The sequence below is a fragment of the Pontimicrobium sp. MEBiC06410 genome (assembly GCF_053601615.1).
Genome location: NZ_JBSHNT010000158.1, coordinates 1 through 16,917, shown reverse-complemented (window position 1 = coordinate 16,917; position 16,917 = coordinate 1). Strand labels below are relative to the sequence as shown.

General features: G+C 31.1%; 9 protein-coding genes. 3 read left to right on the top strand and 6 right to left on the bottom strand.

The genetic code is table 11. The features are described 5' to 3' along the window. The first annotated feature begins 21 nt into the window (after window positions 1–21). Both ACVC08_RS13390 and ACVC08_RS13385 read left to right on the top strand, forming a co-directional pair. A complete protein-coding gene (locus ACVC08_RS13390; protein WP_452602395.1) occupies window positions 22–1,488 on the top strand; it encodes a magnesium chelatase in 1,467 nt (488 codons plus the stop codon). Between the two features lie 415 nt (window positions 1,489–1,903). Beyond that, the gene (locus tag ACVC08_RS13385) at window positions 1,904–4,732 is read left to right on the top strand and encodes a leucine-rich repeat protein (protein WP_452602394.1); all 2,829 of its coding nucleotides are present in this window, start codon (window positions 1,904–1,906) and stop codon (window positions 4,730–4,732) included. 158 nt (window positions 4,733–4,890) lie between these two features. Here the strand turns inward: ACVC08_RS13385 and ACVC08_RS13380 are convergent, their stop codons facing one another. The 4 genes from ACVC08_RS13380 to ACVC08_RS13365 all read right to left on the bottom strand — a co-directional run bounded on the left by ACVC08_RS13380 (window position 4,891) and on the right by ACVC08_RS13365 (window position 10,487). Next, window positions 4,891–6,105, bottom strand: a complete 1,215-nt coding sequence (locus ACVC08_RS13380; protein ID WP_452602393.1) for a bifunctional alpha/beta hydrolase/OsmC family protein — start codon at window positions 6,103–6,105, stop codon at window positions 4,891–4,893. A 22-nt stretch (window positions 6,106–6,127) separates the two neighbouring features. Further along, window positions 6,128–8,149 (bottom strand): response regulator, encoded by a 2,022-nt coding sequence (locus ACVC08_RS13375; protein ID WP_452602392.1) that lies wholly within the window; start codon window positions 8,147–8,149, stop codon window positions 6,128–6,130. An 83-nt stretch (window positions 8,150–8,232) separates the two neighbouring features. Continuing rightward, window positions 8,233–8,805 carry a YdeI/OmpD-associated family protein gene (locus tag ACVC08_RS13370; RefSeq protein ID WP_452597253.1) on the bottom strand — a complete coding sequence of 191 codons (573 nt, stop codon included), beginning with the start codon at window positions 8,803–8,805 and terminating at the stop codon, window positions 8,233–8,235. 5 nt (window positions 8,806–8,810) lie between these two features. Next, entirely contained in the window at window positions 8,811–10,487 is a 1,677-nt protein-coding gene (locus ACVC08_RS13365) for a M1 family metallopeptidase (protein ID WP_452602391.1), read from the bottom strand. A gap of 324 nt (window positions 10,488–10,811) precedes the next feature. Between ACVC08_RS13365 and ACVC08_RS13360 the strand changes: the two genes are divergently transcribed. Then, window positions 10,812–14,618, top strand: a complete 3,807-nt coding sequence (locus ACVC08_RS13360) for a LamG-like jellyroll fold domain-containing protein (protein WP_452602390.1) — start codon at window positions 10,812–10,814, stop codon at window positions 14,616–14,618. Window positions 14,619–14,679: 61 nt separating this feature from the next. Here the strand turns inward: ACVC08_RS13360 and ACVC08_RS13355 are convergent, their stop codons facing one another. Both ACVC08_RS13355 and ACVC08_RS13350 read right to left on the bottom strand, forming a co-directional pair. Next, entirely contained in the window at window positions 14,680–14,871 is a 192-nt protein-coding gene (locus tag ACVC08_RS13355) for a hypothetical protein (RefSeq protein WP_452602389.1), read from the bottom strand. A 572-nt stretch (window positions 14,872–15,443) separates the two neighbouring features. Further along, a complete protein-coding gene (locus ACVC08_RS13350) occupies window positions 15,444–16,709 on the bottom strand; it encodes a hypothetical protein (RefSeq protein WP_452602388.1) in 1,266 nt (421 codons plus the stop codon). Window positions 16,710–16,917: the final 208 nt, after the last annotated feature.

Here is a 16,917-nt window from a genome sequence, read left to right as displayed (position 1 = left end):
CAAATAGCCAAAAGCTATAAAATGAATATAGAAACACTAAAAACATTAGGCGATTTAAAAAAGCAAGGATACCAAAGTAAATCGATAAAAGATGAATTAAGAGATAATTTAATAGATAAAATAAAACAAAAAGAAACCACATTTACTGGCGTACATGGTTATGAAAATACTGTAATACCAGAATTAGAACGTGCCATACTATCCAGACATAATATAAACCTTTTAGGCTTACGCGGACAAGCAAAAACGCGATTAGCACGTTTAATGTTAAATTTATTAGACGAGTACATTCCCGTGGTAGAAGGCTCCGAAATTAATGACGACCCTTTAAACCCTATTTCGCGTTATGCTATAGAACTCATCAAAGAAAAAGGAGACGATACCCCAATAACATGGTTACATAGAAGTGAGCGTTTTGCCGAAAAACTAGCAACTCCAGATGTAACAGTAGCCGATATTATAGGAGATGTAGACCCAATAAAAGCGGCCAATTTAAAACTAAGCTACGCAGACGACCGTGTAATACATTACGGTATGATTCCGCGTGCAAACCGTTGTATTTTTGTAATAAACGAATTACCAGATTTACAAGCCAGAATACAAGTAGCCTTATTTAATATTTTACAAGAAGGCGATATACAAATACGAGGCTTTAAACTACGTTTACCTTTAGATATGCAATTTGTATTTACAGCAAATCCAGAAGATTATACCAATCGTGGAAGCATTGTAACACCATTAAAAGATAGAATTGGCTCACAGATATTAACGCACTATCCGCAAGACATAGAAACCGCTAAAATAATTACAGCACAAGAAGCGAAATTAGACACACGCCAAGAAGAAGCCGTAGTTATACCAGAATTAGCTAAAGACCTATTAGAACAAATTGTATTTGAAGCGAGAGAAAGCGAGTACATAGACGCTAAAAGTGGAGTGAGTGCACGATTAAGTATAACGGCCTATCAAAACCTATTAAGTACCGCCGAGCGCCGTGCCTTAAAAGCAGGAGACAATAAAACGATGGTACGACTTAGCGATTTTGTAGGGATTATACCTTCTATAACAGGAAAAGTAGAATTAGTTTACGAAGGCGAACAAGAAGGCGCAGCCAAAGTAGCACACAATTTAATAGGGGAGGCAGTACAAAGTCTGTTTCCAGAATTCTTTCCTAAAATTGAAAAACTGCAAAAGCAAGGTGATGAAAGTCCTTATGACGATATCGTGTCTTGGTTTTTTAATAATAGTGAAGGTTTCGAGTTGTTAGACGATTTAAGAGACAAAGAATACAAAGCACTTTTAGATGCCATAACACCGCTAGACGATTTATTAGGAGCATACCAACCCAAACTATTAAAAGAAGAAAGCTACTTTGTTAAAGAGTTTGTATTGTGGGGCTTAGTACAATTTAAACTACTAAGTAAATACCGTTATACTGAAGGTACACAGTTTAAAGATCCTTATGGAAGTTTTATAAGTGGTTTATAAACTATAGCATATAATTTTACATTAAAAAAGGCTAAAAACGTGTTTCGTTTTTAGCCTTTTTAAATTCCTGTGAAAACAGGAATCTATAATGTCGTTGAAAACAAGAGTAAGTTTTACGTAAAATAGATATACCGTCCTTGAAAGAACGTAGCTGTAGCAATCTGTTTTAAGATTAACGATTAACGAATTTTGATTTCTGATTTTTGAAGTACTTACTCAGGCGGCTTCACTATTGATAGGGTGTGTGGGACTTTGCAACCTGTTTAAAAGCTCGAGATTAAAGCTTAATGATGCGACTTTACAAAGCCTAACACCATATTTCTAATCCCTTTATTTATTGCAAACCTGTAATAAATTAACTAATTTAAGCCCGTAGTAAATTACTACTATAGCTATTAACAAAACCATTGACTTCATGACTAAAAAACCTACAGAAATTTTAGAGTTAGAAAAGATTTATGATATTACTTTGGAAGAAGTAGAGTTCAATGAAGAAGATTTCTGGAAGAAAAGAAATAGTTATAGTTTAGATGAAGCGACTAACATTGTAGCTTTAAATTTAAGTTATAATCAAAGATCAAATCTAGAATCATTAGAAGGGCTTAAAAGTCTTCAAAGTTTAGATTTAAGTGGTAATCAAATATCAAATCTAGAATCATTAGAAGGGCTTAAAAGTCTTCAAAGTTTATATTTAAGTGGTAATCAAATATCAAATCTAGAATCATTAGAAGGGCTTAAAAGTCTTCAAAGTTTATATTTAATTGGTAATCAAATATCAAATCTAGAATCATTAGAAGGGCTTAAAAGTCTTCAAAGTTTATATTTAAGTGGTAATAAAATTGAACATATTGAAGAACTAAAAGTAATAACTAAATTAGAAAAAATAGACTACTTAAGTATTAATAATAACCCTTTTGTTGAAGGTTCAGATTTAAAACTTAAGAATGTAGAAAATCATTTACAACTCATTCTATCCAAATTAAAAGAGCTAGAGGAAAATATAACAAAGATTACGTTACCTGCTAAAGTGATGCTTCTAGGAAACCATGCTGCAGGAAAATCTACTTTTTTAGAGTATCTACAATCAGGAAACATTAAAAATATAAGTAAGAGTACACCTATTTTAAAAATAGAAGACTATCCTAGAGAAACTGAAAAAGACAAATTACCACAGGCTATCATTTATGATTTTGGAGGCCAAGATTATTACCATGGGCTTTACCAAGCTTTCTTTTCTTTAGATACTGTTAACTTATTATTATGGAATGCAGCTACAGATAACAATGATATTCGAAAAGACAGTAATAACATATATACTCGCGATTTTAAAAAAGGCTATTGGTTAGCACAATTACACTATGCGTTTAAAAAAGAGAGAAAGTACCATACCGGAGCGAGTGAAGAACCTACTTTTTTAATACAAACACACGCTGACAAAGACAATAAAATAACTTGGGAAAATAAAAAAGAAATACAACAAGTTACCAATGAGTTTTATGTGTCGCTACACAAAGATGTTGCTTTAAAAACAAAAGTAAACACAGCGAGTTTAAATTATTTAAAAGAAAGTGTTATAGATGCTATAGAACAAAAACAAAAACCAGAAGACAAACCTGTTTGGTATAAAACCTTTTTAACTTATATCTTAGATAACAAGCCCCATACAAGTACACCTCTTGATGTTATTATAAATCAATACAAAAGAACAAAACTAAGTAAAGACCAAAAACTCTCTTTTTTAAGAGAAGATTTACAGCAATTGGCCTTAAAGGGTATGATTTTATACTACAAAGAAGATAAAGAATTAAAAGATGTCGCTTGGTTAAACCCTTCTGAAACAGTGGAGCATATCCATAATACTATATTATCACATGAGTTAATTACAGAAAATAAAGGGATTCTAACGATTGAAGAATGGGAAACAATCTGTGATTTAAAAAATATAGAACGCCTGTTAATAAAAGAAAAAGTTGTGTTTTACGACAAGCACGATAAGCAGTATATTATTCCTAATTATTTAGCATTATCCAAAGAGGATAAACGTTATGAGTTATTAAAATTCGGTTTTTTAAAACCCAATTTCACGCTCAAGTTTAAATACTTTATTCCTTTTGGAATTATAAATCAATTAACCTGCAAGTTTGGTGACAATCCTTATCACAAGGCTTTCTGGAGAGACCAACTAATATTCACCTATAATGATGCAAAAGTGTTTATAAAGTTAGATTTTAACACCTTACAAATATCCGTATTTATACAACAAAACAAACCCGCGGCTTTAGAAGAAGAATTGTTTGGTATTATTTTAAAACTGTACAATAATGAAGATGAGGTTATAGAAATAGAGTATTCGCCTAAAGAAGAAGCTACAATAGATAGACCTGGGGATTATGATTACATGGAGTCGAAGCGAGACTATCACGATGACGGATTGGGAGCAAAAGTATTTAAAGAAAAGGTTTCCTCTAAAAAAATAATTTTAGAAAATAACGACTACAATAGTCCAGACGATATGTATCTGTCTGTAGACGAAAATTACTTTGTACACCATAAAACCTTAGAAACTTTAGAAGATTCTAAAACAAGCGTTATTACTTATCCGTTAGTGGATGGCGAAATTGACGAGTCTAAACCCAAAGCGCAACACGTTACATTGTACAAGAATTTTACGAACAATACCAATATTAAACAAATGAAAAAGATTTTTATCTCGTATTCTAAAGACGATTTAAAACACGTCAATACATTTATAAATCATTTATCGGCTTTACAACGAGATGGGAAAGTATCGCATTGGTATTGTAGTGCTTTAGAAGCTGGAACAGAATGGGACACCGAAATACAAGAGCATTTTGATAGCGCGGATATTGTATGTTTTATAGTGAGTCCTAATTTTATGAAAACAGACTATATTTTAGATTACGAAGTGGCAAAAGCTTTCGAGAGAAAGAAAACAGATTCTAATTTTAAAATAATTCCTATTATTCTCAATTATTGTAAATGGACTACAGAAGAAAATAATTTAGGTGACTTTACAGCTTTACCCTATACAGCCAAACCCGTTTTAGATTTCAAAAATCAAGATATGGCGTGGTATATTATACAAGAATGTATTCGCATAGTTATAGATAAAGATTTAGAGCCACGTGGCGATGAGTTTTATGCTTCAGCAAAATTACCGAAAGATGTTTTAAAAATATTTGAGCGTATTGTTGATGGTACAGTAGATGATAATAGTATTTAATAGTTCTATCGTCAGTTCGAGTGAAATTTCTTTTTAGGAATTTTGTATCTAGAATTATTCGAGTTGTAAAGCTTCTCGATACAATTTCTCGTACCTCGAAATCACTCGAAGTGACGTTAAAAGTTAAATCCTTATAAATATAGTTTAAGAAACATTGCTTACTTAACTAATTTAGTAACTACCTGTATCTCGTTATGTAATGTTTTATGTACTGGACATTTATCTGCTATTTGAAGAATACGTGTTATTTGTTTGTCGTCTAAATTACCAGTTAATTGTATTTCACGATTAAAAGTGTCTATTCTAGCTGAGGTATTATCGCAATCTTCGCAATCTACGGCGTGATGTTTTCCATAACTCGTGTGGACTTCTACATTTTGTAAATCCCAACCTTTATGCTTTACATACATTTGTATAGTCATTGCTGTACAAGCAGATAAACCGGCAGAAACCAACTCGTATGGAGAAGGACCAAAATCGTTACCACCATAACTTGTAGGCTCGTCCGCAGTTAAGTAATGGTTCCCAACTTTTATTTGTGTGGTAAACCCATCTTCGGTATTTAAACTAGCTATAACTTGATGTTGAGTTTTTAATGACTCTGTTTTTGGCTTATTTACATAGCGTTGTGCCCAATTGGCTATTACATTACCTACATAGACAGAATCATTAGCATTCATTAATAAATGATCGGCTCCATCTATAGATACAAAACTTTTTGGATGATGTGCAGCGATATATATTTCCTCTGCATTTTTAATACCTACTGTAGTGTCTTGCGGGGAATGCATTACTAATAAAGCTTTGCGTAAGTTTTTAGCAACTTTGGGAAGTGATTGTGCTTCAATATCGTCTAGAAACTGTTTTTTAATGGTAAAATTACGACCTCCAATATTTACAGAAGCTTTACCTGTAGCTTTAATATCTTCAATACTATTGTGTAATAAATGTTGAACATGTTTTGGGTTCGATGGCGCTCCAATAGTAGCAATGGCCTTAACGGATTCTATTTTAGAACCTGCAAAAATAACAGCGGCACCTCCTAAAGAGTGCCCAATAAGTAGGGAAGGTGCTTTATAATTTTCTTTTAAGAAATTTGAAGCTTGTAGTAAATCATCAACATTACCCGAGAAATTAGTGTCTTCAAAATGGCCGTCGCTTTCTCCTAGTCCAGTAAAATCAAATCGCAATACACCAAAACCATTAGCGGTTAGTGCTCGACTAATATTTTTTACTGCCGATAAGTTTTTGTTGCACGTAAAACAATGTGCAAATATTACAAAATTGTGTGGGTGTTGGTTTACAGGTAGTTCTAATCTGCCAGTAAGTTGTAAGCCTTCACTATTTAAAAATGTTACTTTTTTTATGTTCATGTTTATATTGGTCGTAAACAAATTAAGGAATTACAAAAAAGTCTTGAAGTGCTCTTTTTAAGGCTTTTAAACTTATGGGCTTTGTTAAATAGCCATCAAACCCAATAGTAATAGCTTTATTATAATCTTCTTCATGAGCGTAAGCGGTTTGTGCAATTACTGGAAGGGTAGGTTTTATTTGCTTGATTTGTTTTGTTGCTTCGTATCCATCTAAAATAGGCATTTTTATATCCATTAAAACGATGTCGAACCTTGATTTTTTTACTTTTTCTACGGCTTCTTTTCCATTTTTAGTCCAGATAATTTCTTTATTATCTGGGATAATTTGGTCTAATGTTTTTTCAAGAACTAAATAATTTAGTCTCATATCTTCAGCAATGAGAATTTTTAAAGTACTATTAATTGGTTTTATTATTTCTCTTTCTGGTATTATAGTTGGTTTAAATGGTAATGTAATTATAAATGTAGCTCCTTTTTTTTCTGTAGAAACTAAACTAATATTGCCTCCAAGAGATTTTATATTTTCATTAGCTATAGAAAGTCCTATTCCTAATCCATCATATTTTTTAGACAACTCTTTTTCTTCTTGATAAAATTCACGAAAAACAATTTTAGATAATTCTGGTTTTATTCCAATGCCAGTATCTGTGATAATGATATGTATGGTATTATTTTTAACGCTAACTGTAAATGTAATATGCCCAGTGTTAGTAAATTTTACGGCATTGTCTAATACGTTACTTATGGCTTTAACAACTCTAGACTTGTTAGATATAATATAGTCTTCATCTACAGCAAGGTTGTTATTAAATTGAAAATTTAAGCCTTTGTGCTTTGCTTTAGAGTCATATATTTCTGATATAATATTTAATGCTTTATGTAGTGAAAAGGCATGAAGTATTGGTTTTTTTTTATCTGTTGTTAATTCAGATATTTCAATTATATTATTTAATATGTTAGTAAGTTTATTACTCTCTTGGGTTATAGTCTCTATATAATCGGTTTTAGTAACTTTACCTTCTTTTAAAAGATTACTAAAACCAATTATACTGTTTAACGGTGTTCTTACTTCGTGAGAAATATTTTGTAAAAACAAGGTTTTTAAGTTGCTTCTTTTTTCTGCTTTTAACTTAGCGACTCTTAATTCTCTTGTTTTTTTCTTTACTATACTTTTTAAGTATCGATTAAAAAGAAAAAGAGCTAATAAAATAGAGAGTAAAGCGCTTAATAATATCTTCCAGAAAATAGGTTTTTTATGTATTGGTTTTACAATATTAAAAAGCCATTTATCTAATATTTCATTTTTTTCGTTTATGCTTATAGCATTACTTCCTTTCTTTATAATTTTTGCTAGTGTGGGTTTCTTTTTATTGATGCCCATACTTAATTTGTACTTGAAATTTATAGAGGAGTTAATTTCAATATTTGTTAGATTTTCTTTTTTAATAGTATAATTCACTACAGATTTAAGTCCAATAAATCCATCAACATTTCCAGAAGATAGCGCTTTTAAACTTGCTTTTTCATCAACCAAAGGAACTAAAACTAGCTCTGGGTATTTATTTCTTAAGTATTCTTCTATAGAGTGTTCGTCTCCTACAGCTATTTTTTTTCCTTTTAAATCGTTTAAATTTTTAAAACCACTCCCTTTTTTTGAGACTATAACATGGTCATTAAAAAATATAGGTTTCGTAAACGTTAAATAATTTTGGCGCTCTGGCGTATTTTGAATTTCTAGTATTAAATCAATATTCCCTTGTTCTGCTTCACTCATTAGAGTTTGCCAATTAGTAAAGACCTTCTTTTTAAATTTATATTCAATTTTTTCTTCAAGTGTTCGCAAGTAATCAACAAGAATGCCATCTACATGGCCATCATCATTTACAAATTGATAGGGCGGGTAGTAAATAAAAAGCGCTATAACCAAATTGGGGTTTTGCGATAAGTATTCTTTTTGGTTTTTTGTTAAGCAGGATTCTTTTTGGCATGTAAATAAGGGAAGAAAAACAAGAATAAGAAATAATAAACGTAACGTTTTTTTCATGTTTTTAGCAAATTAGATATCTAATTTACTTCTTTTTTGCTAAAAAAATGAGAATTATTTATTTATATGTGTATGAAAATCAATTATCTAGTACTTCTGGATTTAATGTTTGCTTCACAAAATTCTATGATTTCTACTATTCTTTTTTGTCTGGTTTCCTCTCTTTTTGCTTGATTTAACCAGTATAAATAATGTTTACGATACGATGGAGCGAAGTTTTTATAATTAGTGTATGCTACTGGATTTTTATCAAAAGCATGTTGTAATTCTGGTGGAATAACTCCTTTCTCAACCTCATCTAAGGCTGTCCATGAACCATTTGTTTTGCCAATTTCTATTATTGCTAAACCGCTTTTTTGCATTAGTTTAGCTTTTGTTAACTCTTTTATATAGCGTTTGTTTAATGCACTCCAAACACTTTTAGGGTTTCTTTTACAAAAATATTGTCTGCGTTTTCCGTTGCCTAAACTTTTAACAGTAGAGTCTATCCAACCGTAACAAAGTGCAACTTTTACGGCGTCTTCCCAACGCATGGAGGGTTCTGGGTTTTCAACTTTATAAAAAATAAGATATACTCCATTAGATATAGCATGATTATTATGCAGCCATTCTCTCCATTCTACATTGGTTTTAAAATAAAGTTCGGGTACTTCCATAACTTTTATCCTTTTTTTACTTTTACATAAAAGTCTTTATCTACTTCAATTTTTGAATCTTTAGAAGGTAATTTTAATGTTTTATATTTTTTTGTTGGTTTTATCCAACGTTGTTTTCCATCTATAGTAATTTGTATAGGCATTTTAAATTTATCTACAACATTGGTCCATTTATACTCTAACTTTCTTTTTTTTATGCTGTATTCTAAAACCGGAATTCTAATATCTCTAAGGTACTGGTCGAAAATAGGTTTCAATTTTATTCCAGATTTATTTGACATATAGTTTTCTATTTGTTCTGTAGTTACAGTTTTATGATAAAATTCTTTATTGAGCCCTCTTAGTATAGTTCTCCATTTTTTATCATTATTTACTAGTTGTCTTATGGTGTGTAACATATTAGCACCTTTATAGTACATGTCTCCAGAACCTTCAGAGTTAACATTGTATGTACCAATTATTGGGCGATCGTTTTGGATGCTTCTGCGTGTTCCAATAACATATTCTGCTGAAGCTTTTTTACCGTAATAATAATCTAAAAACAGGTTTTCGGAATAAGCTGTAAAGCTTTCATGAATCCACATATCTGCAATATCTATATTAGTAATGTTATTAGCAAACCACTCGTGCCCAGCTTCATGTATAATTATAAAGTCGAATTTTAAGCCCCATCCTGTTCCAGATAAATCACTACCTAAGTAACCTTTAAGGTATTTGTTTCCGTATGTTACAGAGCTTTGGTGCTCCATTCCTAAATATGGTACTTCTACTAATTTAAAGCTATCTTCATAAAAAGGATAAGGGCCAAACCAATGTTCAAAGGCTTTCATCATTTTTGGAGCATCTGTAAAGTGTTTTTTAGCTTTTTCTAGATTATATTTAAGTACATAATAATTTAAATCTAAATCTCCTTTTTCTCCTTTGTATACTTCAGAAAAATTTACGTAGTCTCCAATGTTTATATTTACACCGTAATTGTTTATTGGGTTTTTTACAGTCCAATGGTATGTTGTTGTGTTATTCGTTTTCGGTTCAATTTTTTTAAGTCTACCGTTGGATATATTCATTAGTTTGCTAGGTACGTTTACACTAATATCCATACTGTCAACCTCATCATACATATGGTCTTTATTTGGCCACCATACACTAGCGCCTAAACCTTGACAAGACGATGCAATAAAATGATTACCATTTTTGTCTTTTTTCCATGAGATCCCTCCATCCCACGGTGCGCGAACTGCTTCTTTTGGGTGCCCTTCATAATATACGTCTATACTATTAATATTGCCTTTAATTTGATGGTCTATAAGTGTAATAAAATGGGCATTTCCTTCTTTACGAACATTTAATTCTTTATTATTTTGAAGTGCTTTAGTAATCTTTAAAGGTTCTTGTAGATCGATTTGCATAATTGATTTCGATTCTAATACGGTATATTTAATAGTATTTTTTCCTTTAATAAATTTATTATCTGGGTCTACAGAAATATCTAAATGATAATATCCTAAGTCCCACCATTCTCGTTCTGGAGTTATAGATCCACGTAGTGTATCTTGCTTTGTAAAGTTATTTTTATCGGAAAGCAACCCTTGTGAAAATAAAGAAAAAGAGACCAAAAATAATAGATGATATAATATAATTTCTTTTTTGTTTATAGGTTTCATTTTTTGAAGTACTTGCATGTTTTTAAAGCTTTATTCTATAACTTATGTTGTCTTTTTTAAAGGTATTATTATCTATATAAATAAAATAACTGCCCCGAAGATAAGTTACTAATATTTAATTTTATAGAAGAGTAATATTTTTTAACATGTTTTTTTGAACTTATTTATTGTATTTATAAACTCTTGTATTCCCTTATTTTTCTAATTAAGCTTGTTAAACTTTTGAATTTTAGTAAAATAAAATAGAGATCCGTTTATCGAAGAATTCTAATCTGGTTATAAAACTAATTGTTTTTTTACTATTTTAGTCACTTAATTAAACCCCTTAATTCCCTCAAAATAATGATTAAACTTTCGTTTTGTATCATTGGTATATTCTTTATATCATTTACCTACTCACAATCTAATTGTAACATTTCTGAAAAACCAGAAGACGAAACTTCAATTACACTAACAGAACTTTCTAATTTAATTCTTACACCAGAGTTTTATGATGTAAATCATAGATACGAAGATGGTTTAGGAACAAGAGGAGGTTTACATTCAGGTGGATTTTTAGATACTTGGCTTGGAGAAACACAAATAATGTTTCCTTATAACAATTTACCAATTACTGTTAATTTAACAAATACAGAAATTGTAAGTAATGCTAGTAATTATATGTATTGGATGACCATGGCAATGGGGCAAGAATATATGAATGTAGATATGCAGTTTATGATGGGGTTTGGAGCTAAAGAAACCTTTTCAGGAACTCCTTTTGCTGGCCCGCCATTCAATACAAATTTGGAAGGTGCTTATGGACCATTTGAAGTAGAGTTATATACAGGTTTAGATAGAGCGATATCATATCCAAGTTTTTTTCCTGAATATCAAACTCAGTTAGAAGCAGCTCTGGATGGCACTACGTCTGGTATTGATCCATTAAATTTAATGGATGATTATATAGGGATAGACCCAACGATGTTAGATGAATCTCCTGTTGTAAATGCTTATATGTTAAGCCTTATTAATTTTTTTAGTATTTATAATTTTTATAGTTATGCAGAAGATTTATGTTGGTCTAAAATAATAGAAGCACCTGCGGATCCTTACTACGGGCTTGGGGCATTAGCTGTAGCCTATAACTTAGGAATGTTTGCAACAGACCCCGTTGCTGTTACAATGAATAAATATAATTTTGCGACAACTAGAGACGATCCAAATGCAAGAGACCTCTTACCAGAAGGAAATAGTTCCTACAGAATACATATTACAGAAGTTGCTGAGGCTATTGTACAAAGAGCTGAAGATGCTAATACAGATTTATCTATTCCGCTTTGGGATTATCAAATTGATTGGCCAACAATAGAGCGTTTTTTCTTAGGAGAAGGAGGAACTGTAAATGCACAAGGAAAAGGAGGGTTACTAAAGCATTTTGAAATGAGTGATTTAGTTGTAAGACAAGAGATAATGACTACATTACAAGCTGCATTTAATATTTTAAAAGGTCAAGCACCTTCTTCAACGCCTACTACTATAAGTTACAGATACGACTGGTTGTCTTTATTACGAACTGTAAAGCAACATTTCTCTAATGAGGCTATTTTTGAAGAACCACTAAAAGGAGATGCGGCCCTAAGAATAAATGCTTATACAGGAACAGGAGGCTGTTGTGAAACCCCAGAAACAATAGATTTTGATGGGGTTGATGATTATATAAATTTATCCTCTTTTATAGGAGGGACCAATTCAACAAGTCAAATGGCATGGTTAAGATTAAACCCTTCATTTAATAGTGTTTCTACTATTATGGAGCAGAATAATGTGAAGCTATGGTTAGATGCCAATAGAAGGTTTAGCGGATCGGTGGTTACTGTAAACGGAACTTTTACAGCAACAACATCTACGGTTATTGCTAAAGATATTTGGACTCATGTTGCTATAATATATAATGGAACAAAATTAAAACTATTTATTAATGGGGAAGAGGAGGCAAATGTAGCTGCCTCAGGAAGTTTAATAGCTGCTTCAGGCGATTATGAAATAGGTAGATCTATTTTAGGAACAGAATATATTAATGCATTTATAGACGACACTAGAGTGTATGATATGGCACTGTCTAATGCGCAATTACAAGAACAAGTTTATCAAGAAATAGAAGTTAATGGTTCTGGAATACGTGGTTTAGTCATTCCTAAAGATATAATAGGCGTGCCTTCATCAAGTTTAAAGTTGTATTATAAAATGGATCCAATAGAATTGGGTAGAGTAATAGATCAATCTTCCTTTGGTCGAGATGGAATACTTAACAATATAACTACTGTAGAAGAACAAAATGCGCCAATGCCTTATGTAGCATCTACATCAGGAAATTGGTCTGATGTTAGTGTGTGGGAAAACGGAACAGTTTGGGATATTGCAAATGCAACAAATAAAGATTGGGCTATTGTTCAAGTTGTTAATAATGCAAAACTAACAACTGTAAATAGTCGTACTTTACTAGGCTTATTAGTAAACTCTGGAGCAGAAATAGAAGTACAAAATGATCAATTACTAAAGAATACTAATTATGTTAAGTTAGATGGTAAAATAGATTTACAAGGCGAATCGCAATTTATTCAAACTGTAAATAGTGACCTAGATGTAAACAGTATTGGGATTTTAGAACGAGACCAACAGGGAACCCAAGATTTATATACTTATAATTATTGGGCATCTCCAGTAGGAGCAAATAATACAACAACTAATAATAATAGTTATACTGTGCCAGAGGTATTAAAAGATGGAACCAATCCAGCAAATCCAACAGCTATTAATTTTCTTACTACTGGTTACGATGGAGCATTAGGAACCCCAATTAGTATAGCAGATTATTGGATTTGGAAATATAGTAATGATGCTACAAATTATTATAATTGGCAACATATAAAAAGCACAGGAACATTATTAGCAGGCGAAGGGTTTTCTATGAAAGGGGTTAATAATACTAATGGAAATGTTACATTAGAACAAAACTATACATTTCAAGGGAAGCCTAATAACGGTACCATTACTTTACCTATTACTGCAGGAAATGTATACTTAGTTGGTAATCCTTATGCATCTGCAATAGATGCACACCAGTTTATTTTGGATAATGCACCAATTATAGAAAGTGCCGGAGCAACTTCTGGAACATTATATTTTTGGGAACATTGGGGAGGCGGTTCTCATATTACTACAAACTACCAAGGTGGGTATGCTACGTATAATTTATCTGGAGCAGTGCCTACTGCTACTCTTGGAACAAGTACACTAGGTAATGGAGGTGTGCCAACAAAGTTGCCAGGACGTTATATTCCTGTTTCTCAAGGGTTTTTTGTTAGTGGAGAAATTACTGGAGATATAATTTTTAATAACGGACAACGTGTATTTGAAAAAGAAGGCGCTAATTCTGTATTTATAAAGAATGGAGCAAATACCTCTAATATTACTGAAGCTATAGACGAAAGATTAAAAATTCGTTTAGGATTTCAATCTGTAAATGCAATAAACAGACAGTTGCTAGTAACAGTAGCTCCTAATGCTAGTTTAGGGTTTGATTATGGTTACGATGGTGAGCAAACTGAAGTACAAATAGACGATATGTATTGGATAATGAACGATAAAAGGTATGTAATACAAGGTATTGATACTATTGAAGCTTCTACTACAATACTACCTTTAGGCATACATACAAGTTCCAGTGGTGTAAATACTTTTAAAATAGACGAGCTTATCAATGTCCCTAATAACTTTGAAGTTTATGTTTATGATACTTTAACAGAACTCTATCATGATATTAAAACCAATCCCTTTTCTATACATTTAGAAGCAGGGGAGTACTTAGACCGTTTTGAGTTACGCTTCTCAACCGACAATATTTTAAGTGTAGATGAAGTAGATAGTAGTAATATTGAATTTTATTTTGCTAATACTAATGCGTCTATAGTTATTGGAAATCCTAAATTGGAGGATATAGAATGTGTAACATTATATAACACGCTAGGGCAGTCTGTGGTAACGTTTAATAATATTAAAATAGAACATTATATAGAACTTAAAACAAAAGCTATAGCAACTGGTAATTATGTTTTAGAGTTAAAAACGGGAAAAGGAAAGTTATCCAAGAAAGTTTTGATTGAATAGCTATTACTTAATATTAAAAAAACCTGCAGAAATTTTTAAGTAGGAGAGTACTAGTAATGCATTAATAATTTTTATTTGTTTTTTGCTCCAGTTCTTGTTGTGTACTGTCTTTCATTATTTTTTCTCCTACTCTAAATTCAATTATTGCAAGAGAGAATACTATTACAATTTCTACTAAAATATATGTCCAACCTAAAACCTTAATTGTATTAAAGTGATAAAATATCAATCCTAATGATGTAAAACAGTACATTAAATTCAGTATTGCGATTTCTTTTTCGATAACAATAGAAATCATAGGCAGCGAAGAATATCGGTATTATAGCAAGGATATATAACACCGAAATAGGAATTCCAAATATAATTTCAAATTTAACAAGTATTACTCCTAATAAAAAGGCAGATAAAATTGTTCCAAATCCATCAATTAAAAAGAGTTTTTTTGGATTCAATTTAGCTTTCAGTATTAAATGTTTAAGAGGCATATTGTAATCGGTTTTTTGTTTTTAACACTTGCACACACCTAAAGAAATATATAACAACTATATATTTCTTATATGAGAAACTAATCTAATAAATCTTTTAAGTTTTTAAACTTTTTTATAACGGTAGAAGTATAAACTTCAGTTGTTTTGCTTTAATATTACTTGATGTCTTGTAAAACTATTCCTTTTTTTAATAGATATGTAGTTAAACCGTACTACTATATTCTAACTATTGCCTCTACTATTTTTATCGTTACTAATGTAATATGGTATCGGGTTCTAAGTTTCTGGTTTACCAAATAATTGTTTTTTAGTAATATGAAACGACTTTTTGTGTCTCTTACTCTTTGGGGTAACGGTTTATGTCTTTATGTTGCCAGATAATATTGATAACTGTCCATTCACCATCTAATTTTATTAAGTGTAGGTATTCTACCCAATTATCAGAAACCAACTTTACGTTAGCTATGCGATTATAAATATCTAATATTTCTATTTTATTATTAGGGGTAAATGGAAATTTAGTATTTGATTTGTTCCATGATGTAGCAAAATCAATCATTTGATCTTTTATAGTTGCTCTAGCATACTCTTTTTTTAATTGCCTGTCGTAGCCAATGGTAACTTTATTTAAACTATCGTTAATGACGCTATTCATTAATTCGGGCTTTAAGTCCTGTAAAGCAATTAAATAACCTAAAGCTTTTTTCTTAATAGCTATAGAATCTTTTTGTGTAGCTATAGATGCTAACTCTGCTTTTGTATTTGAGTATATTGGTCTTTCACGTATTTTTTTATTAGTAGTATCAAATTGTTCTAACCCAATTTGGTTTCCAATAGCATCATATTTTTTCTCTCCATAGGCAAACCCCCATTGGTTTAAAACAAGGTTGTTTTCTGCATCATGATAACTATAGATGGTATGATTCCCTAACTCATCATATACATCTTGATACGAGGCTGTTCCTTTATCGTTATTAATAATATTTAAATTTTCATCTAAATTATAGTGAGCTTTTGGGAGCCTTTTTTTTGTTAATAATATACCTGTGGTACCAAATTGAAAATACGGAGAAAGTGCAACCGTTTCTTGTTTTAAATTAAAACGTTTTTCAATAATTAACTTCTTGTGTTTTTTCCATTGGTATTCATAAATTCCCCAATTAGACAGCATAGGTTCATTGTCTAGATTATAAAATTGGAGTTTAGATTTTAACCCATTTTTGTTATAGCTATATACCTCTTTAAAGACTGCTCTATTATTAGTGATGTATTTTCCATTTTTATCATAAAATGTTCTTATCTCTTTATTTTTTGAGTAGGTTATTACTACTTTATAAACCCCTAATGATGCTAAAGGATGCTGTTTTTCTGTATGGTAATGCTTGTTTAATATTTCAATAACTCTGTTAGAGTCATCATACTTAAAGATATAGTGAGAGGTCAATTGTGCAGTTGCTTGATCTATAGGGTAAATTCCTGCTAATTCTACATACGGTGAGACATGATTGTATCTTAAATGTCTATAATACTCTGTTTTAGAGCTATTTTGTGCATATAAACTTGTGCATATACACAACGTTATAAGTAATTTTAAAATTTTCATACTGATTTATTGTTTTTTGATTGATTATGAGGGTGTTTCTTTGCGATAGTAACAAAAACTATACCTATGTCCCGTCCTAAAATAGCGATACACTAAAATCTTAGTGTAATGAAAACATCAGAAAACAATGGGTACACCAAGCGCACCCAAAAAGATTACTCGCTCTCTTTTAAACTTCAAATAGTTGAAGAAGTAGAGCAAGGTCATT